The sequence below is a fragment of the Paraliobacillus sediminis genome (assembly GCF_003426055.1).
On sequence record NZ_QJSI01000002.1, the window covers coordinates 695,694 to 715,046 of the forward strand.

The 19,353-nt window shown below is 35.4% G+C and carries 21 protein-coding genes and 1 other annotated feature; of the genes, 4 read left to right on the forward strand and 17 right to left on the reverse strand.

Annotation, left to right across the window (positions count from 1 at the left end; all coding sequences use genetic code 11):
• Positions 1–20 precede the first annotated feature (20 nt).
• The 4 genes from D2K60_RS09575 to lspA all read right to left on the reverse strand — a co-directional run bounded on the left by D2K60_RS09575 (position 21) and on the right by lspA (position 3,631).
• Positions 21–1,397: a solute carrier family 23 protein gene (locus tag D2K60_RS09575; RefSeq protein ID WP_117169775.1), complete on the reverse strand. Its 1,377-nt coding sequence runs from the start codon at positions 1,395–1,397 to the stop codon at positions 21–23.
• 133 nt (positions 1,398–1,530) lie between these two features.
• Positions 1,531–2,076, reverse strand: a complete 546-nt coding sequence (gene pyrR / locus D2K60_RS09580; RefSeq protein ID WP_117169776.1) for a bifunctional pyr operon transcriptional regulator/uracil phosphoribosyltransferase PyrR — start codon at positions 2,074–2,076, stop codon at positions 1,531–1,533.
• A gap of 176 nt (positions 2,077–2,252) precedes the next feature.
• Positions 2,253–3,167 carry an RluA family pseudouridine synthase gene (locus D2K60_RS09585; RefSeq protein WP_117169777.1) on the reverse strand — a complete coding sequence of 305 codons (915 nt, stop codon included), beginning with the start codon at positions 3,165–3,167 and terminating at the stop codon, positions 2,253–2,255.
• Entirely contained in the window at positions 3,164–3,631 is a 468-nt protein-coding gene (lspA, locus tag D2K60_RS09590) for a signal peptidase II (RefSeq protein WP_117169778.1), read from the reverse strand. The genes D2K60_RS09585 and lspA overlap by 4 nt, the downstream gene beginning before the upstream one ends.
• Positions 3,632–3,840: 209 nt before the next feature.
• Here lspA and D2K60_RS09595 point away from each other — a divergent pair, with 209 nt between their 5' ends.
• The 4 genes from D2K60_RS09595 to D2K60_RS09610 all read left to right on the forward strand — a co-directional run bounded on the left by D2K60_RS09595 (position 3,841) and on the right by D2K60_RS09610 (position 7,124).
• Entirely contained in the window at positions 3,841–5,088 is a 1,248-nt protein-coding gene (locus tag D2K60_RS09595; RefSeq protein WP_117169779.1) for an MDR family MFS transporter, read from the forward strand.
• 438 nt (positions 5,089–5,526) lie between these two features.
• Positions 5,527–5,823: a hypothetical protein gene (locus D2K60_RS09600; RefSeq protein ID WP_117169780.1), complete on the forward strand. Its 297-nt coding sequence runs from the start codon at positions 5,527–5,529 to the stop codon at positions 5,821–5,823.
• 275 nt (positions 5,824–6,098) lie between these two features.
• The gene (locus D2K60_RS09605) at positions 6,099–6,431 is read left to right on the forward strand and encodes a hypothetical protein (protein ID WP_117169781.1); all 333 of its coding nucleotides are present in this window, start codon (positions 6,099–6,101) and stop codon (positions 6,429–6,431) included.
• Positions 6,432–6,482: 51 nt separating this feature from the next.
• Complete coding sequence (locus D2K60_RS09610; RefSeq protein ID WP_117169782.1) at positions 6,483–7,124, forward strand: hypothetical protein; 642 nt, start codon at positions 6,483–6,485, stop codon at positions 7,122–7,124.
• A gap of 186 nt (positions 7,125–7,310) precedes the next feature.
• On the opposite strand, the gene D2K60_RS09615 is transcribed toward D2K60_RS09610, so the two are convergent.
• The 13 genes from D2K60_RS09615 to ftsZ form a co-directional block, all read right to left on the reverse strand.
• Positions 7,311–7,694 (reverse strand): YuzC family spore coat inner layer protein, encoded by a 384-nt coding sequence (locus D2K60_RS09615; RefSeq protein ID WP_117169783.1) that lies wholly within the window; start codon positions 7,692–7,694, stop codon positions 7,311–7,313.
• 272 nt (positions 7,695–7,966) lie between these two features.
• Entirely contained in the window at positions 7,967–10,720 is a 2,754-nt protein-coding gene (ileS, locus tag D2K60_RS09620) for an isoleucine--tRNA ligase (RefSeq protein WP_117169784.1), read from the reverse strand.
• A 73-nt stretch (positions 10,721–10,793) separates the two neighbouring features.
• Positions 10,794–11,022 (reverse strand) — a binding site (T-box leader).
• Positions 11,023–11,103: 81 nt separating this feature from the next.
• Positions 11,104–11,619, reverse strand: a complete 516-nt coding sequence (locus tag D2K60_RS09625) for a DivIVA domain-containing protein (protein WP_117169785.1) — start codon at positions 11,617–11,619, stop codon at positions 11,104–11,106.
• A 79-nt stretch (positions 11,620–11,698) separates the two neighbouring features.
• A complete protein-coding gene (locus tag D2K60_RS09630) occupies positions 11,699–12,472 on the reverse strand; it encodes a YlmH family RNA-binding protein (RefSeq protein WP_117169786.1) in 774 nt (257 codons plus the stop codon).
• Between the two features lie 29 nt (positions 12,473–12,501).
• Entirely contained in the window at positions 12,502–12,768 is a 267-nt protein-coding gene (locus D2K60_RS09635; RefSeq protein WP_117169787.1) for a YggT family protein, read from the reverse strand.
• Between the two features lie 6 nt (positions 12,769–12,774).
• Entirely contained in the window at positions 12,775–13,206 is a 432-nt protein-coding gene (locus tag D2K60_RS09640; protein WP_117169788.1) for a cell division protein SepF, read from the reverse strand.
• 5 nt (positions 13,207–13,211) lie between these two features.
• Positions 13,212–13,898, reverse strand: a complete 687-nt coding sequence (locus tag D2K60_RS09645; protein ID WP_117169789.1) for a YggS family pyridoxal phosphate-dependent enzyme — start codon at positions 13,896–13,898, stop codon at positions 13,212–13,214.
• Between the two features lie 44 nt (positions 13,899–13,942).
• Positions 13,943–14,758, reverse strand: coding sequence for a peptidoglycan editing factor PgeF (gene pgeF / locus D2K60_RS09650; RefSeq protein WP_162880745.1), 816 nt, complete (start codon positions 14,756–14,758; stop codon positions 13,943–13,945).
• A gap of 114 nt (positions 14,759–14,872) precedes the next feature.
• A complete protein-coding gene (locus D2K60_RS09655) occupies positions 14,873–15,175 on the reverse strand; it encodes a YlmC/YmxH family sporulation protein (RefSeq protein ID WP_240335289.1) in 303 nt (100 codons plus the stop codon).
• Between the two features lie 65 nt (positions 15,176–15,240).
• Complete coding sequence (sigG, locus tag D2K60_RS09660) at positions 15,241–16,023, reverse strand: RNA polymerase sporulation sigma factor SigG (protein ID WP_117169792.1); 783 nt, start codon at positions 16,021–16,023, stop codon at positions 15,241–15,243.
• Positions 16,024–16,143: 120 nt separating this feature from the next.
• Entirely contained in the window at positions 16,144–16,863 is a 720-nt protein-coding gene (gene sigE, locus D2K60_RS09665; RefSeq protein WP_117169793.1) for an RNA polymerase sporulation sigma factor SigE, read from the reverse strand.
• A gap of 20 nt (positions 16,864–16,883) precedes the next feature.
• Positions 16,884–17,804, reverse strand: coding sequence for a sigma-E processing peptidase SpoIIGA (gene spoIIGA, locus D2K60_RS09670; RefSeq protein ID WP_117169794.1), 921 nt, complete (start codon positions 17,802–17,804; stop codon positions 16,884–16,886).
• A 384-nt stretch (positions 17,805–18,188) separates the two neighbouring features.
• The gene (gene ftsZ, locus D2K60_RS09675; RefSeq protein WP_117169795.1) at positions 18,189–19,337 is read right to left on the reverse strand and encodes a cell division protein FtsZ; all 1,149 of its coding nucleotides are present in this window, start codon (positions 19,335–19,337) and stop codon (positions 18,189–18,191) included.
• Positions 19,338–19,353 lie beyond the last annotated feature (16 nt).

Sequence of the window (19,353 nt, forward strand, 5' to 3'; positions counted from 1 at the left end):
CTTAGACAGTCCTTATCATTCTATTTTGCGTTCTCTTCTTCTATTTGTTCTTCTGTTTTGAACATATTACCATTACCAAATCCAGACTCTTTTCCTGGTAATACTAAGTTAAGAACAACTCCCGTAATAGCCGCTAATGCCATGCCTTGAATCTCAATACTTTGTCCCAAAACAGTGAATCGTACTAATGCTCCCCCAATTCCAATTACTAAAATGACTGATGCTACGATTAAGTTTCGGTTATTTCCTAAATCAACTTGATTATCAACTAACATTCGTAAACCACTTGCTGCAATAATACCGAACAATAGAATCGAAACACCGCCCATTACAGCAGTTGGTATCGAGCTTATTAGATCTGAGACGATACCGACAAAACCGAATGTAACTGCTAGAACTGCTGCACCACCGATAACGAAGACACTAAACACACGCGTAATGGCTAAGACACCAATATTTTCACCATACGTTGTGTTTGGTGGTCCGCCTAAAACAGAAGCGATTAATGTTGCAACACCATCGCCTAGAATCGAACGATGTAAACCAGGCTCTTTAATGAAATTACGTCCGACAACTTTCGACAAAACCATTTGGTCACCAATATGTTCTGCAATCGTAACGACTGATACAGGCACCATGATCCAAAATATACTCCAGCTAAATACGTCTATCGGGTTGTAATCTTTAAATGGAATAACAAACTCCGGTAGAACGAAAACTGCTGTTAAGAATGCTCCGATAGAATCAGCACCAACAATAGCTGACCATGAGGCACTTAATGCAGATGTATCAACAATCCCTTGTGTTAAGGCAAAACCGTAACCAGATACGATACCAATCAGTATCGGTATAAGTCCAAAAAACCCTTTGAAAAATAATGAGCCAATAATTGTTATTGCTAATGTTACAACTGCAACAAGAAAGTGTTTTTCACTATAACTGCCATCAACATTCATTGCCATATCTACTGCTGTAGGTGCTAAACCTAAACCAATTACGATAATAACTGGACCTACGACAATTGGCGGTAATATTTTCATTAACCAGTCTAATCCAAAAGCACCAATCAAAAGTGCGAGTATACCGTAAACTAAACCTGCAAAGAAACTACCAACCATGGCACCTGGAACACCACTTTCACTTATCGCAGCCCCAATTGGAGCGATAAAAGCGAAACTGGAACCTAGATAGGCTGGAATTTTACCTCTTGTTATTAGTAAGTAGGCAAGTGTACCTGATCCACTTGATATAAGTGCAACCGCTGGTGGTAAGCCGGTTAAAAAAGGTACTAAAATTGTGGAACCAAACATTGCGAATAAGTGCTGTAAACTTAACATAAACCATTTTGATTTCTGTGGTACATCTCTTACATCCATTACCATTTCCGAATTTGCCATTTGCTGACTTCCCCCTCTAATCTATCTTTCTCCATAAAAAAAACCTCTTTGCAAAGTCGCAAAGAGGTAGACGTGCGTACACGTATCCCTTAACAACCTTGCAAGTCTCTCAGGACTTACTTAAAGGTTTCCATTATTCACTTTCGTATATACTAACCATTTCTTCTTGATCTGTTTCATCTAACGCAACGACAATCACTTCTTCTTGTGATGTTGGAATGTTTTTACCGATATAATCAGCTCTGATTGGCAATTCTCGGTGACCACGATCAATTAAAACTGCTAATTGAATCTGAGATGGTCGACCTTGATCCATTATCGCATCCATTGCCGCACGTACCGTTCTACCTGTATACAATACATCATCAACCACTATTAGCTTTTTATTTGTTATTTGTGTTTGAAAGTCAGCATCATGAATTATCGGTTCTTGATTAGCAGAAACATGACTTAAATCATCGCGATAGAGTGTAATGTCAATTTCACCAAGCGGTATCTCTATCCCCTCAATTTCAGCAATCTTTGCTCGCAATCGATCAGCTAGTGGACCACCTCTTGTTTTAACCCCGACAAGCATCAAATTTTCGACACCTTTGTTTCTTTCCAGAATTTCATGGGCAATTCTAGTAAGTGCGCGATTTATTGCTGGCTGATCTAAAACAACTGCTTTTTGTTTCATTGCACTCACCCCCAACTTTATTGATAAATGACCGAAAAAAATCCATTTTCTCCGCGTGGAAGAAAATGGATTTAGACAGACTTACACATCTATTTGCCGATTCCTTTTCAGCCTCACGGGACTGTGCTTAAAGGTCATTTTAATACTCTCTATTATTCCAAAAAAAGACGTCAATGTCAACGCATTTCTTTGATTTTTTTCAAACCTTCTTGAAAATCTTTTGGCGCTTTTGCTTCAAAGTGCATCCATTCTTTGGTTCGCGGATGTTCGAAACCTAATTCTTTTGCATGAAGCGCTTGTCCACCCATTGCAATAATTTTTCGCGGACCATATTTAGGGTCACCTACTAAAGGAAAACCAATGTATTTCATATGAACACGAATTTGATGTGTTCTACCTGTTTCTAATACACATTTTACATGTGTGAATTTATCACCAATACGCTCTATCACTTCAAAATGCGTAATCGCTGCTTTCCCACCTGATACGACAGCAATTTTTTGTCTATCTTTTGGATCACGTCCTAATGGTGCATCTATTGTACCGTATTCGTGAGGAACTGCTCCATGTACAATCGCTTCATAAGATCGTTTGACTGTTTTTGCTTCTAACTGCTCAGCTAATGCGCGATGGGCTTGATCATTCTTAGCAACCATCAATAGTCCACTTGTATCACGATCAATTCGGTGTACGATACCCGGACGAATGACATCGTTAATCCCTGATAAATCATCACAGTGATGTAATAATGCGTTAACTAGTGTACCGCTTCTATGACCTGCCGATGGATGTACAACCATCCCTCTTGGCTTATTAACAATGATTAAGTCTTTATCCTCATAAATAATATCTAGTGGGATATCCTCAGAAATAAGATCGATCGTTTCTGGCTCTGGTGCTTGCCACGCTATCGTATCTCCTTCTTCACACTTATAGTTACTCTTTACGGTCGATTCATTTACTAAAACATGACCTTCTTTAATCCATGTTTGAATTTGTGAACGTGATGCTTCTTCAATAACTTCGGTAAGTACTTTATCAATCCGAACCTCATTTTGTTCTGAGGATACGATAAATTCATTATCTGTCATGCCTTTTTTCTCCTTTGTTTTCTTTCATCGAGTATGGTCGCTATTAAGACCAGAATAACGCCGATAACTAAAGCGGAATCTGCTATATTAAAAATCGGATAATTGTAGCTACCTATATAGATATTAAAGAAATCTACAACCTCTTTACGTACAAGCCGATCAATAAAATTACCAACAGCTCCTCCTAAAATTAAGCCTAACGCTAGACCTGTTAATAAACTATCCTTAGCAAACTTTTGTATGTAATAACAAATAAAAACAATAACAACTGCAGTTACAATATAAAAGAATGTCATTTTACCAGCTAATATACCCCACGCAGCTCCTGTATTTCGGTGTGATGTGATATAAAAGAAATTTTCAATAACTGTTATACTTTCCCGAAGCTCCATATTCGTTATAACCCACAACTTTGTTAATTGATCAATAATAACAATGACAAATGCGAGCACATAATAACGCATTTATTCTCTCCCCCGTTCAAACTCTCTTCTTCGTTCTCTAGCATTTTACCATAAATTACGACAAAAGCGAAAAACTTATTCTACTATTTAAGTAGTGATATACATCCGCCTTAAGTCGGTGGTAAATTGATCATAAATACATTATGCTAAGATAGCTATTATTTTAATACGACATATAAAGCTTTTCAAGCATCAAAGGAGAGAAAGAGATGGGTCAATTCCGAAATTATCACCGCAATATTAAAATTCGTATTGGACAAATATTTTTATCAGATATGGTGGCCGGCGCTATATTTCCATTTATCGCGATTTATTTTGCAACATACTTTGGTTCAGCTATTACTGGCCTTTTACTGCTTATCAATGTGGTCATTGGTCTTATTGTTGGATTATACGGTGGCTATTATGCCGACATCATGGGCAGAAAAAAATTAATGGTGATAGCTGGTCTCATTCGAATGGTTGCTTTTATCGTAATGGCTGTTGCGAATTCACCGTTACTAACTTCACCCGGATTGACTTTCGTGATGGCAGTACTTATAACCGCTTCATTTGGTTTAGACGGACCTGCAGCTGATGCAATGATCATTGATATTACGAAGCCATCAGAAAGAAAAGGTGTTTATGCACTTATTTACTGGAGTTTCAATCTTGCATTCGCAGTCGGCGGTATTATCGGAGCCTTAACATTTAATCATTATCTATTCGAATTATTAGTCATTATGGTTATCACGAGTATAGCAGCTAATATTTTAGTTATCTTTTTCATTACAGAAACAATGGAGAAGAAGGCTAAACCAATTGAAACCAATGTGTTAAAAAGTATGTTCACCAGTTATAAGGATGTCGCGGGTGATAAATTATTTTTACTATTTGTTTTTGCAGGGCTACTCTTGCAATCTATGGAAAATCAAATGGAAAACTATATAGCAATTCGTTTAAATAATGAGATGCCACTTCAAACCATTTTAGGCTTTCCGTTTTCAGGTGTAGAGATGGTCGGTTTTCTAAAATCCGAAAATACGATACTCGTTGTTTTCTTAACTGTATTTGTCACAAGATGGGTAGCAAAACAAAAAGAAGGCCCTATTTTCCTTTGGTCAATTGGAATATTCACATTAGGCTATGTGGGTATCAGTTACTTCAACAATATTTGGCTATTATTTGCATTTATGGTCCTTGCAACAATTGGAGAGTTAATGCGCGTTCCGATTCAATCTGATTTCTTAGCTAGCATTCCTACAGATGATAAAAGGAGTTCTTACATGGCTGTCTACGGATTAGTCTTTAATGGCTCAATGATGATTAGTTCATTTTTTGTTACCTTAGGCGGGATATTCTCTAGTGAAATCATGTCTACACTTATTCTTTTTTGTGGATTTATAAGTTTTATAGTAATGAAACATATTATGGGCGACTTAAAAAACAGACGCGATGCACAGTTGAACGAGGATTAGATATGTATGTTTTACTTTTCGAAAACCACTACGATTTTAGGAAGCCACTGAAAGTCTTATCCCTACTCAGTGAACGTAAATTCCGTTATAAAAAGACGACTTTAATTTCAATTTTTGAAATTAAAGTCGTCTTTTTTTAGGGAAATTCCTTTCTTTCCTTGCTAAACCTTTCCAATAGGTCAATACCCCCCCCGCCTGCAAACTTACATTCCTGTTTCTTTATTAGATTTTCATCATCTTTCATGGAGTAGTTTATTTTAACTACTAATTTCATTTTCTCTATATTGGTGAATTCAATATTTTCTATTTCAGAAGAAGATTCATCACCCTATTACTAGAAATTCACACATTTTGGTTTAAAGTAGTTAAACACCACGTGCAAGAACAACAAAATTCTATATAGTACTAGTAGCCTTAGAGAGAAGGAGGTGAATTCCAATGACTAATAACGAAAAACTAGATTTGAGTCTTTTAAGTCCTGAAGCTTTGTCTAAAGCTTTGTCTGTACTTTTGCAAGCACAGAAACTGGAGCAGGATACTGAACAAGAGGTAGAAGTAGAAAATGAACAAGATGCTGAACAAGATGCTGAGTTAAAAGGGAAATTTGAGGTTTATAACGGAAACTCGTATGTTAAAAATAGTGGAAACAGTAAATCTTATAAGCAAGTAGACAATATAAACATTATTCTCATCATTATTCTCTTCCTTTTTGGAGGGGGCGTGGCAAATTCTTAAAATGAAATCTAGAAAAAGGGTGCTTATATAGGCATCCTTTTTCTTATGTTAGCCCGCGCAAATTTCATATTACTGCATAATTCTAATTATATGAGATAGTGTGCCCTAACTGTAACATTCGATCTTGCTTATTATCTAAGACACATAAGACTGCCGGTCGAAAGCTCATACGGAAAGTTGCAGGTATAACAGATGAATCAATCGGATGATATAAATATTTTAACAGGTTTTTAATAAAAACTGACAAATACAAATTAAAAACAGGAGGAATATTGATGGAATATGAAACAGAATTAAGAGCGTTAGTTAAAGAAGAACTAGAGGATTACATGCAAAATCAATTTAGAGACCTCGCGAAAAACGTCACAACAGATTTAACGAATGAAAATGGGAATTCTAGTATTAAGCAAAGTGGAAATGGATTTGTATATGTTGATAATACAGGAATTGCCTACGCATTATCATTATTTTTCTATCATTTTATGTCTGAAGAAGGGAAACAAAATATTCATATAGATCAAATTTTAGCAAAACTAGATGATCATATAGGTGATAATCGTAAAATGTTTGAAGCTACTATTCAATCACTTAGAGACAACGAAGAATAATCTGTAAACTCTGTTTCCAAACATCTAATCCTAATGAATAGGGGGGGAATTATGATACAACTTATGCAACTTCTTCAAAACCAAAAGCAGCCAGTTATCGCTCAATTCTATTTTAAAAATGGAGCATCGATCAGCATGCAAAACGTAAAAGTATTTTCAAATCACATTTTAGTAGGAAGCGATCAGTTTCACGGAAAAACTTTTATTTCAATTAAAAATATTAAAGGTTATTGCTTTTTACCAAAGCCTATTAAACAAATTGAGAAGAACATAAAAAGTGATACAGAACAAGCCTCTAATATGCAACAAACAAATGAAACTTCTAAATGGTTTAGTAAAAAAGCTTATTCCCAAACTAATAATGATTACTTTAACGCTAGAGAAGCAAAAAACGAACAATTAGTAGCTACAGTAGAAAAACAGCCTATTACTAGAAGTACATTAAACTTAGATTCTAATCAGGTAAGTTTAAATTCAGATCCTTCTAAAGCAGACAATACTCCCCTACTAAATCTATTGGAATCAAAGACTAGATCTAATAACATTACCATACAAAAAACATTGTCTGAATCACAGCAATCTATCGCTAAAAAAGCAGATAAATTAGCAGCAACTAACACAAGATTGTCCAGTACGAACGGCAATTCTATAATTAAAGACAGTGGTATATTTACAAATGTAGATAAATGTTGAAAGACTACTGTACTTTATCCATTTCCTCAAGAGTTTTGAATCACCAACCCTAAAATACCCCCTCGTATTTTAATCACGAAGGGGTATTTCTAGCGATCATTCAAATCAACTTTCTCAATTTATGTGATTTTAGTTCAAACCATTTTTTAGGTAGGCTTTAAAGTATTATGCTCTTACTAACTTCTTTTAACGCCAGCGGAGTGCGATTTTCAGGTGGCAACACTCCGTTGATTCCACTTGTGATTTGAATTCTATACGTAACCCATCTGGATTGAAATCAAGCGTTACATCAGATGCTAAACCTAATGAATTAATTAAGCGATTAACCTCATTGTTATTTGAAGACTGTGCAGCATGCATTAATTCTGTGTTGAATTCTTTTGAATCTTCCAGCTTATCTAAAACAATACTAGCATCTTTCATAAGTTTTTTCGTTTCATTCGCTGATTGACACAATTGGTTTGGATCAATGGGTGGAAACTGTTGTCTTGTAATTTGCTCATATGACATATCGAACGTATGATCAGGAATAGGGTAATAATAGTAACCAGGCTGATAAACATAATACATAAACCAGTACCTCCTTTTTTTAAGAACAGTGCTAAAATAATATATTCAGACAATAGGGGTTAGTGATTAATTAATAAATTGATACATGTCACAATAGGAATGATACACTGGTAAAATTCTTATATCTCGACTAGCGTACGAACGGCGTTTATTACTTTTGAGACTTCTAGTTCAAGAAGAAGTATTACCAGTTTACGCTTCAAAAATTTAATAGTTATAAAAAAACCATCAAATTAACGTACAATTTGATGGTTTTTCTATTTAAATCTGTTTTAAGCCTGATAATGTTCTGTGACGATTGCTGCACATCTCGTACATAGTGCTGGATGTGCCAGATCTTCTCCGACTGTTTCAGCAGCAACCCAACAACGTTCACATCGCTCTGCAGCATGTTTTTCAACTTTTACAGTAACTTGTTCAAACTCTTTCGCATCCGTAAGCTCTTCTACTACTTCAACTTCTGAGACAATGAACAATTGATGGATATCTTCCATACTTGTAAGCAATTCTTTTGTATCAGCATCTTTAGCAACAATTTGTAATTTCGCTTCTAAAGATTTACCGATTACTTTCTCAGCTCGCGCTTCTTCTAATGCTTTTAAAACATCGTCACGAATTGTCATGAAATGATCCCATTTTGCTTGTACTTGCTCTTGATTAGCAATTTCTCTTGCAACAGGCATATCTGTTAATTGAACACTTTTCTCTTGTACGTGTGGAATGTGTTCCCAAACTTCTTCTGCCGTGTGCGAAAGAATTGGTGCTAATAGTTTTACTAAGCTCGTTACAATCTCATAATAAACGGTTTGAATGCTTCGACGTCTTGAACTATCTTCAGATTCGATATATAAAACATCTTTACCGAAATCTAGATAAAAAGCACTTAATTCAATCGAACAGAAATTGTGAATGGCTTGATTAACACTTGAGAAATCATATTCCTCATAAGATTTTGTTACTTTTTTAATTAAGCTTTGTAAACGAACTTGCATATATTGATCTACTTCTTGTAAGTCCTCATCTTTGATCGTATGAATAGCCGGATCAAAATCAGCGATATTCCCAAGCATGAAGCGGAAGGTGTTACGGATTTTGCGATAACCTTCTGATGCTTGCTTAATAATTTCATCTGAAATACGAACATCTGCCTGATAATCTACTGATGCAACCCATAAACGTAAAATATCAGCACCATATTGGTTCATAATTTTTGAAGGAACAACTACATTCCCTACTGATTTACTCATTTTTCTACCTTTACCATCTAAAGCAAAACCATGACTAATAATTGTATTAAATGGCGCTTTTCCAGTAACGGCAACTGCTGTTGAAATAGATGAGTTAAACCAACCGCGGTATTGATCCGAACCTTCTAAATATACATCAGCTGGACGTTGTAATTCTGGTCGTTCACTTAGAACACCTTGATGAGATGATCCTGAATCAAACCAAACATCCATGATATCCATTTCTTGTGTAAACGTATTTCCTGGACTCTGTTCTGATGTAAATCCTTCTGGCAATAAATCTTTCGTGTCCCACTCAAACCAAATATTTGACCCATGTTCACGGAATAAGTTAGACACGTGTTCAATCGTTTCATCCGTAATAATTGGTAGACGATCTTCCCCATAGAATACTGGAATTGGAACTCCCCACGCACGTTGACGTGAAATACACCAATCTTCACGATCTCGCACCATATTATAAAGACGCGTTTCGCCCCATTTTGGAACCCAGTTAACTCGATTGATTTCAGCTAGGATATCTTCACGGAAATCTTTAATTGATGCAAACCACTGATTTGTTGCACGGAAAATTGTTGGTTTCTTCGTACGCCAATCATGTGGAAACGAATGTGTAATGAAAGTAAGTTTTAGTAAGGCGCCAACCTCTTCAAGTTTCTCGGTAATTTCTTTATTTGCAGCATCATAAAATAATCCTTCAAATCCTGGAGCCTCATCAGTAAATACACCCTTTTCATCAACAGGACAAAGAACATCTAAGCCATTCTTCTTACCAATGATAAAATCATCTTCACCATGTCCAGGAGCTGTGTGAACAAGTCCAGTACCACTTTCAGTCGTAACGTGATCACCTAAAATAACTAATGAATCACGGTCATAAAAAGGATGTTTGGCAACTAAATGATCTGCTTCTTGACCTTTAAACGTTTGGACAATCTCTGTTTTATCCCATTCTAACGTTTCTTTCACTTGCTCAATCATTTCTTCTGCAACAATATACTTTGCATCGTTTACTTTTACCACTGCATATGTTAAGTCAGGATGTAGTGCGATTGCTAAGTTTGCCGGAATTGTCCAAGGGGTTGTTGTCCAAATAATGAACTTCTCATCTCCTTGTAGCAATTCACCCGGATTTTTCACATCAAATGTCACGTAGATTGATGCAGAACGTTTATCTTGGTATTCAATTTCAGCTTCAGCTAGTGCTGATTCAGACGAAGGTGACCAGTAAACAGGTTTTAAACCTTTATAAATATAACCTTTTTTAGCCATTTCACCAAATACTTGAATTTGGGCAGCTTCATATTCTTTTTCTAATGTGATATACGGATTATCCCAATCACCACGTACACCTAGTTGTTTGAATTGAATGCGTTGATTGTCCACTTGTTTTAGCGCATATTCTGCACACTTTTGTCTGAATTCAGCAATTGACATCTTCTTGCGATTCACTTTCTTTTTAGCTAAAGCTTGCTCAATTGGTAGGCCGTGTGTGTCCCAACCTGGAACATATGGTGCATGGAAACCCGACATTGATTTATATTTAACAATAAAATCTTTCAGCACTTTATTTAGAGCATGCCCCATGTGTAAATCACCATTTGCATATGGAGGGCCATCATGTAAAATAAATAGTGGTCTACCCTCTGTCCGTGCTTGAACTTGTTGATACATGTTATCTTCGTCCCATTTTTCTTGCATCTTTGGTTCTTTGTTTGGTAAATTACCACGCATTGGAAACTCAGTTTTTGGCATTAATAACGTATCTTTATAATCCATCTTTTTTCCTCCTTGAATGATCTTCACATTACCATTACTTATTTTTTTCAACAAAAAAAGCCCTCAAGATCCCAAAAGGGACGAGAAGACTCGCGGTACCACCCTTACTAGATAAAAATGTTCTGAATATTTTTATCCGCTTAGCATCGTAACGTGATGGACACGTCCTACTTTACTCGAAATCTTTCAAATAGGAAGCTTAAGGGTGATTTTAAAATAGTATACTGTGTTAGGCTCACACCAACCCTAACTCGCTAATCAACAGTCTTATTCTATTCTACTTTCCCTTGCATTGCTTTTCTTAGTTATAGAAATTGCATTTTATAAATTATAATAGCTTTAAGTTAATCCATTATATGAATTAACCTTTAAAACGTCAAGTTTTAGTAACGATTTGTTTCTACTTCTTCCTCATTTTCATACTCTTCATCCACCCGTGTATGAAATAAACCATCCCAATCATCATTTTCCACTAGTTCAAGCTGCGCTTCGACTAACATCTTCAAGCGTGTACGGAATACTTTTGCTTGTTTCTTTAAATCTTCTACTTCAATTGCAATCGTTCTTGATTTTTGTAATGCTTCATTAATAATTCTATCTGCATTTTTCTCTGCTTCTTTGATAATCAGTTTTGATTCTTTATTCGCATTTCCTTTTACTTCTTCTGCAGTCTCTTGCGCGATTAATATTGATTTGTTTAATGTTTCTTCAATATTAGAGAAATGGCCAAGTCTATCTTTCATATCTTCTACTTGATTTTTTAATTCCTTTTTATCCCTTATTACTAACTCATAGTCTTTAATAATCTGGTCTAAAAATTCGTTAACGTCATCCTCATCATAGCCTCTAAATCCTCGCGAAAATTCTTTATTATGAATATCCAATGGTGATAATGGCACATCGGCCACCTCCTTGTGAAGTGATCTATCTACTTTATATATTTCGACAAAATTAGTACAATTCCTGCTAAAACTTTTATTATTTTAGTATATCATAGTTTATTTGTGCTTTATTTTTTTTTGAGGCCCCTACTATTTCCTTTAATCTACTTCTTCCTTTACCGCGCAAGGAAAATATATCCCCTTCTTCCACAACAAAAGCAATATCTTCGACAATTCTGAAATTCACTTTTACAAATTTCTTTTGGATTGCTTGTACCGCACTTTGTCTTGAGATACCGTAGATTTCTTTCATCATAATATCCAACCTTAAAGAACTCACAAACGTCATATGGGACTGCCATGTTTCACTTGATAAAATAGCTTCTTCTAAAGGCTTCTCTATCCATTCAATCGTGGCTTTCTTCACAGATGTTAAGTTAAATGTGATAAAAGATGCAATGTCTGATGAAACGAACAACTGAATAATGCCGTCGCCTACCACTATATCGCCAAGTTTTTTTCGTTGAACACCTAATGATAGAAAAGCACCAAGTACGTCACGATGTTCAATTGTGATAAACTTTGTTGGGTAAACAGCATGTAACATAACAATCGGAAAATCTGTCTGTTCGATTGACTCATAATAGGGTGCTAGAATTGCTTGTTTTCTTTCTGTTTCAGCAGTACCACCAAAAAAAGATAGTTTAAATTGCTCGTCATTGCCAATTAAACTTTGAAAAATCTTTTGTTCTCTTGGATCTAAAAAGTCACTACTCTTTTGTAGAAATTGTTTTTCCACTAATTCTTTCCAAGATAGAACTTGGTCGATAAATGGCTGTTCTTCTTTTCGAAAATGTTGATATATTTCCATTTTATCTCCTCTTCATTCCATTAAAACAATTAAATAAACCAACCGAACAATACAGTAATTCCACTCGGTATTAAATATCTAAGTACAAATATAGCTACTATTGGCGAAATATCAATCATTCCAAGTGGTGGGATAATTTTACGAAATGGTTCCAAAAACGGCTCACTTAATCTAGATATGATACTTCCAAACGATGATTCTCTTGCTCCTGGAAACCATGACATTAAAATATATATAATTAAAACATAACTATATATTTCAATAGCTTGCATAATTATTTGATAAAGCATATACATAACCACTTACCACCTCTGCTCAAATTCTTCCTCTTCTTCAATCATTTGTGTGATACTTCCTGAAACATCGACATTATCTGGTGTACATAAGAAGGTGTGTGGTCCAAGTTTTTGAATTTCACCTGACACAGCATAAACAGTACCACTAAGGAAATCAACAATCCGTTTTGCCTGTTGAAAGTCCACTTGTTGTAAATTGATTACAACAGAACGCCGATTAACAATATGGTCAGCTATCTCTTGTGTCTCATCATAAGAACGTGGTTCAGCTAGAACAACCTTTGCAGAAGCTTGGACTGATTTTAAACTGACAATATTTTGTCCTGTACGCTTTTCGCTTCTAGTAGAAGGTTCTTCCGTACTCTCTTCTTCTTCATCAACATATTCATAGTCATCTTCGACTGAAAATAACGTTTTGAATTTATTTTTCATGCTCATTTTGCTCACCCCGTTTCAGTAGTTCCAACTAAATTGGAACCAATTCGAATATGTGTTGCACCTTCTTCAATGGCAAGTTGATAATCATTACTCATTCCCATTGATAGGTATGTACACGGTGCATGTGCCCATTGCTTTTGTTTCATATCATCTCGTAACTCTCTTAATGATCGAAAAGTATTGCGAAGCTCTTGTTCATCTTCTACATGAGGAGCCATCGTCATCAGCCCAATTACTTTAATGGCAGGGTACGCTTCTAATGCAGTAATAAAATCCGGAACGTCTTTTCTATCTAAACCTTGCTTGGATTCTTCTCCACTAACATTAACCTGCACAAAACAGGGTAATACCTCATCCGTACGTTTATTAATTTCTTTTGCTAAAGACAAGCGATCAAGCGAATGTAAATAATCTATTGAGCCAATAACACTCTTGACCTTTCTTGACTGCAGTGTGCCGATAAAATGCCAATTTATTTGCTCTTGAGAAAGGTGTTCTTGCTTCTCAAGCAGACCTTCAAGCCTATTCTCTGCTAGATCGACAATACCAGCTTGAAACGCTTCTTCTGTACGTTCTATTGTAACATATTTCGTCACGCCAATGATTGTAATTTCTTCAGGGTTACGATTTACCCGAGTACATACTTCGGCTATATTGTTTTCAATTTTCTTTAAGTTTTGTTCTACATTCATATTTCTCTATCCTTTCATACTCCGAATCAACACAAGGTTCAAGTTTATCTAGCTGTTTTCAACCCAATGTAGCCAAGCATTCTTCCTGTTTTCCCATCTTCTTTACGGTGTGAATAAAAAGGATCATCTTGGTAGGTACAATAATGCGTTTTGAAAATGTTATTTGGCTTTATCCCACTATCAATTAATATTAATTGATGCAATTTGTGTAGGTCAAGCAAATAATGTGTCGCATCGATTTTCTGCGTAACTTCTTCTCTCCATTTACCCGGAATAAGTTGAAAAACTTTTTCATCTACTTGGTAATTTGATAAAGAAATGGACGGACCTATCGTTACTTGCAACGTAGAGATATTTGCACCGTGATCTGTTATTTTATCTACCATATGCCTCGCCATCTGGTTCACCGTGCCACGCCATCCTGCATGTGCAATCCCAATCCAGTCTGTAGCTGGATCATAGTAATATAGTGGAACACAATCTGCAAACATTGCTGTTAATAATACGTTCTCTTGTTTTGTAATTAAACCATCTATATCTTTCAATGCATCTCTATTTGTTAAAGCACCCGATCCAATTTTCGGATCATCCTTGTTAACAACATAAATGTTTGTTTGATGGGTTTGTTCACCCATAATCCAATTATGTAAAGGGAATTCTAGCAGTGTGGCAATTTTTTTTCGATTATTACGTACGCGATTTGGATCGTCAGGAACATGAAATCCCATATTTAAAGAATCAAACGGTGCAGTGCTTTCTCCACCAAAGCGCGTTGTTATTCCAGCAATACATTTTGAATTGTTACCTTGTCCATATGAGAGCTCCATAATGGATTCATTTTTTTGTTTAAAAGGTTCCAATTTGATCTCTCCTTGCATTTTTAACTATTTTATCATATAACCAGACTAAATTCTCGTCTCAATTGTATAAGCGTTAGATTTTGTCTAAAATACGTATAAATTCTTACTTATCTACTACAAATTTGCCTCTTTTATTAATATCACATCTGAACCGACAGTGACAATATGGTTCCACGGAATAATGACTTCTTCTTGTTTCCCAAATAGACCCATCATTTTGTTTTTCATTGCAATTACAACATGCGTTATAATTCCTTTATCAACATCGATTTCCAGATCAATTATGTTACCGATCTTTTCCCCACTCTCAACAAAAATAATTTCTTTAACTTGCATATTTGTTAATGTTACCATAATATGATCACCTTCCTTTTTACTACTATATGCACATAAACCTAATATTTTCGTATTATTCAACAAAACAAAAAACCCGACTACAGAAGTGTGTAGTCGAGTCCATATAAATACCAGTTTCTTTTTATTTATTCAAACATTTCTTTATTCATTTCTTGAATAGCCGCTTTCTCTAAACGGGAAACTTGTGCTTGAGATATACCAATTTCATCAGCAACTTCCATTTGCGTTTTCCCTTGGAAAAACCGTTTAGTTAAAATCATTTTTTCTCTTTCATTTAACCGATGCATACCTTCTTTTAATGATATTTGATCAAGCCAATTTGATTCTTTATCTTTATCGTCACTTATTTGATCCATAACAAATATTGGATCGCCTCCATCATTATAAATAGGTTCAAATAATGAAACAGGATCTTGAATCGCATCCATTGCGAAAACGATATCTCCATGAGAGACACCCATCTCCTCTGCAATTTCCATAGCTGTCGGATCTCTTAATGTTTTACTCATTAATTTTTCTCTCACTTGCAACGCCTTATAGGCTGTATCTCGCAGTGAACGCGAAACTCGAATCGGATTATTATCACGTAAATAACGGCGTATTTCTCCAATAATCATTGGTACAGCATAAGTTGAAAATTTTACATTCTGTCCTAAGTCGAAATTGTCAATTGACTTCATCAAACCAATACAACCAACCTGAAATAAATCATCACCATATTCACCACGGTTTTGAAAACGTTGTATGATACTTAAAACCAATCGCAGATTTCCATTCACCAGTGTTTCTCTGGCAAAAAGATCCTTATCTTCTTGTAGTTGTTTGAACAGTTTTCTCATTTCATCATTCTTAAGTACTGGTAACTTAGACGTATCTACACCACATATTTCTACTTTATGTCTTGCCATTTTCCACCCTCCCATTTGGAGATGTTACTCATGGAACAGTATCACCCGTGGGAGGATCTTTTATGCAGGAAAAATATACCGGAACGTCTCTCTATTTCCGAAAAAACAAGCCATTACTTGCTAAACCATCTTATTAAATTCTTTTTGTAAACGTCGAATAATTTTTTTCTCTAAACGTGAAATATAGGATTGTGAGATACCTAACATATCTGCAACATCCTTCTGTGTTTTTTCTTCATCACCAATTAAACCAAACCTTAATTCCATTATTTGTTTCTCTCTTTCATTTAATTGTTCCAATGCATTTCTTAATAATGATTTATCCACATCAGCTTCTACATCTTTAATTGTAATATTCTCATCTGTTCCTAAAATATCAGAAAGCAATAATTCATTTCCATCCCAATCAATGTTTAATGGCTCATCAAAAGAAACTTCTGATTTCAGCTTATTATTTTTACGTAAATACATTAATACTTCATTTTCTATACAACGTGAGGCATAAGTAGCTAATTTAATTTTTTTCTCAATATTGAATGTATTAATCGCTTTGATTAAGCCAATTGTACCAATACTGATCAGATCTTCAATGTTTATTCCTGTATTTTCAAATTTCCTTGCAATGTAGACAACAAGACGTAAGTTTCGCTCAATTAACACGGCTCTGGCGGATTTATCTCCGCTAGGTAATTTTTGTAACAGAACGTATTCTTCCTCTTTTGATAAAGGAGGTGGTAAGGGTTCGCTCCCTCCTATGTAATAAATTTCTTTTGGTTTTAACCCTAATTTTAAACGAATTTTATACCAACTTAACTTAAATTGAAACAACCATCTTCTCATAATATATCTCCCCTTCATCTTCATGCTGAGTTCGTAACAACTTCCTTAAACAATCCTGGTTGCAATAAACAATGATAACTTTCATCTGCTGTAAGATTACCAAATTGAATGCCTATCAGAACCTTAGCTATTTTAATTGATTTATTTTCATATTCGATCTTTATAAAATTCGGCTTCACCACTACAAGGAAGCGCTGATCGCCTGTAACACCTTGATACGGTACAAATTGAACTTGTGTCATTAATTGATCTGGAATACAGTCAAAATCACATGTTTCTTGTGCTTTTTTTAATTGTGCTACTTCCTCTGCCTGAAATAATTGATTAATAATTTTATAATCACATATAATAACAGGTTTTTGACTAATCGGGTCAACTAGATGGTTACCACTATCGACATAACCAATTGTCGAAACTTCCTTATCACGTAAGACAATTGTGACCTGCATATATTGATCCTGTTGAAATTTAAGTAATGCGTGCTTGTCCATCGTTTTTTTAGTAAAGATCCAGACAATTGGAAAACCTATAACAACAAACAACCAACTAATCGGATCACCATAACCACTACTCCAAGTTAAAAACCCATGTTCTGAATAATACATAGGACTTTGAATAAAAAAGTGTAAAGCTGTTAATCCACCTCCCAATGTAATAGAAATAAAGTAAAATGTGACGAGTAACTTTGCGAATCTTCGTATGTTGTGAAAACCAAATCCAGCGATTACAATCAGAATAGAATAAACTAATTTCCCAATGGGATGCAGTACAATTGAATTTGGATAAAAGATAGTCAAAGGAACTAATAACGCGGCAATTACAGCAGCAATTATGAGTGAGAATCTACCTGTCGCCATTTTTGACATCTGTTGGGTTAATAATAAAATCATCCAATCAATTAAAAAATTCAATAAAAATACTGCATCAACATAGATGGTCACTTTTTACTTCCTCTCTATTAGTTCCTTACTAATTGTTGCAAGTATATCGAAGCTATCTATAAAAGTCTGTCATATACTGTAAGGGAAATACCGCTAATTTTTAGAGTTTCGCCAATAAATTGTCGCATTAAAAATAGAGAAGAATATCCGATCATATTCTTCTCTATTTAAATTAAAACCTATTGTCTATAAAATTCTTGTTTTTAAAGAAAAAACTAAACGTGCTTGGTCCCCAATGCTTCAGAAAAAGCTTTCGGATTTCTTGGGCTGAAAATCTCTTGCAAGCGTTCTTATCTACCTAGCCTGCTAGTAATATTTCTCCAAAAAGAACCACAGCAAAAAGGACAAGTGAGCAATAGCCACTTGTCCTTTTAATCATTTTATTTATCTTCTACGGTTTCTGTTACGTAAAAATGTTGGTACATCTAACGTATCTTCTTCTTGACGTGCATTATGCGGTGTAGCTGGTTCTCGATTACCTTCTTCACGTCGTGGCTTTTCGTCCGGTTGTGCAGCTGCTTTTGGTGATTGTTTTGCAGCACTTGGTCGTTGTTGCTTTGTTTTTGCTGTATTCAACTGTGCTTCATCAAATCCTGTCGCAATAACTGTTACAACAATTTCATCTTTTAATTCCTCATTGATAACAGAACCAAATATAACATTTACCTCTTGGTCTGCCGCTGATGTAACAATATCTGCAGCTTCTTGCACTTCATACAAACTTAAATTATTGCCGCCTGTGATATTCATTAAGACACCATGAGCGCCATCAATTGAAGTTTCTAATAGTGGAGAAGAGATTGCCTTCTTAGCCGCTTCTACTGCTCTATTTTCTCCAGTAGCAATACCAATACCCATTAAAGCAGATCCTTTATCAGACATAATTGTTTTAACATCGGCAAAGTCGACGTTAATTAAGCCTGGTACAGCGATTAAATCTGATATACCTTGTACACCTTGACGTAAAACGTTATCAGCTTCACGGAACGCTTCTAACATAGGTGTATTTTTATCAACGATTTCTAATAAGCGATCATTTGGAATGACGATTAATGTGTCAACACTAGCTTTTAAACCATCTGTGCCACTTGCTGCTTGTGTAGAACGTTTCCGCCCTTCAAACGTAAATGGACGTGTTACAACACCTACAGTCAACGCTCCTAGTTCTTTGGCAACTTGTGCTATAACAGGTGCAGCACCAGTACCAGTTCCGCCTCCCATACCAGCTGTTACAAAGATCATATCTGCTCCAGCAAGTACTTCTTCTAACTGCTCTTTACTTTCTTCAGCAGCTTTTCGACCAACTTCTGGATTAGCACCTGCTCCCAATCCTCTAGTCAACTTTGTTCCAATTTGTATTTTCACTTCTGCTTTAGATAAGTTCAAAGCTTGCGCATCCGTGTTAACTGCAATGAATTCAACACCTTGCACGCCGTGTTCAATCATACGGTTTACAGCATTGCTTCCACCACCACCAACTCCGATTACTTTTATCGTTGCTAGCTGATCCATTTCTGTATCAAACTCTAACATGTTCGTTCCTCCTAAT

Coding starts and splice junctions, on each gene's coding strand:
- D2K60_RS09575 (WP_117169775.1), bottom strand. CDS start 1,397: ATGGCAAATTCGGAAATGGTAATGGATGTAAGAGATGTACCACAGAAA.
- pyrR (WP_117169776.1), bottom strand. CDS start 2,076: ATGAAACAAAAAGCAGTTGTTTTAGATCAGCCAGCAATAAATCGCGCA.
- D2K60_RS09585 (WP_117169777.1), bottom strand. CDS start 3,167: ATGACAGATAATGAATTTATCGTATCCTCAGAACAAAATGAGGTTCGG.
- lspA (WP_117169778.1), bottom strand. CDS start 3,631: ATGCGTTATTATGTGCTCGCATTTGTCATTGTTATTATTGATCAATTA.
- D2K60_RS09595 (WP_117169779.1), top strand. CDS start 3,841: ATGGGTCAATTCCGAAATTATCACCGCAATATTAAAATTCGTATTGGA.
- D2K60_RS09600 (WP_117169780.1), top strand. CDS start 5,527: ATGACTAATAACGAAAAACTAGATTTGAGTCTTTTAAGTCCTGAAGCT.
- D2K60_RS09605 (WP_117169781.1), top strand. CDS start 6,099: ATGGAATATGAAACAGAATTAAGAGCGTTAGTTAAAGAAGAACTAGAG.
- D2K60_RS09610 (WP_117169782.1), top strand. CDS start 6,483: ATGATACAACTTATGCAACTTCTTCAAAACCAAAAGCAGCCAGTTATC.
- D2K60_RS09615 (WP_117169783.1), bottom strand. CDS start 7,694: ATGTATTATGTTTATCAGCCTGGTTACTATTATTACCCTATTCCTGAT.
- ileS (WP_117169784.1), bottom strand. CDS start 10,720: ATGGATTATAAAGATACGTTATTAATGCCAAAAACTGAGTTTCCAATG.
- D2K60_RS09630 (WP_117169786.1), bottom strand. CDS start 12,472: ATGGAAATATATCAACATTTTCGAAAAGAAGAACAGCCATTTATCGAC.
- D2K60_RS09635 (WP_117169787.1), bottom strand. CDS start 12,768: ATGTATATGCTTTATCAAATAATTATGCAAGCTATTGAAATATATAGT.
- D2K60_RS09640 (WP_117169788.1), bottom strand. CDS start 13,206: ATGAGCATGAAAAATAAATTCAAAACGTTATTTTCAGTCGAAGATGAC.
- D2K60_RS09645 (WP_117169789.1), bottom strand. CDS start 13,898: ATGAATGTAGAACAAAACTTAAAGAAAATTGAAAACAATATAGCCGAA.
- sigG (WP_117169792.1), bottom strand. CDS start 16,023: ATGGCAAGACATAAAGTAGAAATATGTGGTGTAGATACGTCTAAGTTA.
- sigE (WP_117169793.1), bottom strand. CDS start 16,863: ATGAGAAGATGGTTGTTTCAATTTAAGTTAAGTTGGTATAAAATTCGT.
- ftsZ (WP_117169795.1), bottom strand. CDS start 19,337: ATGTTAGAGTTTGATACAGAAATGGATCAGCTAGCAACGATAAAAGTA.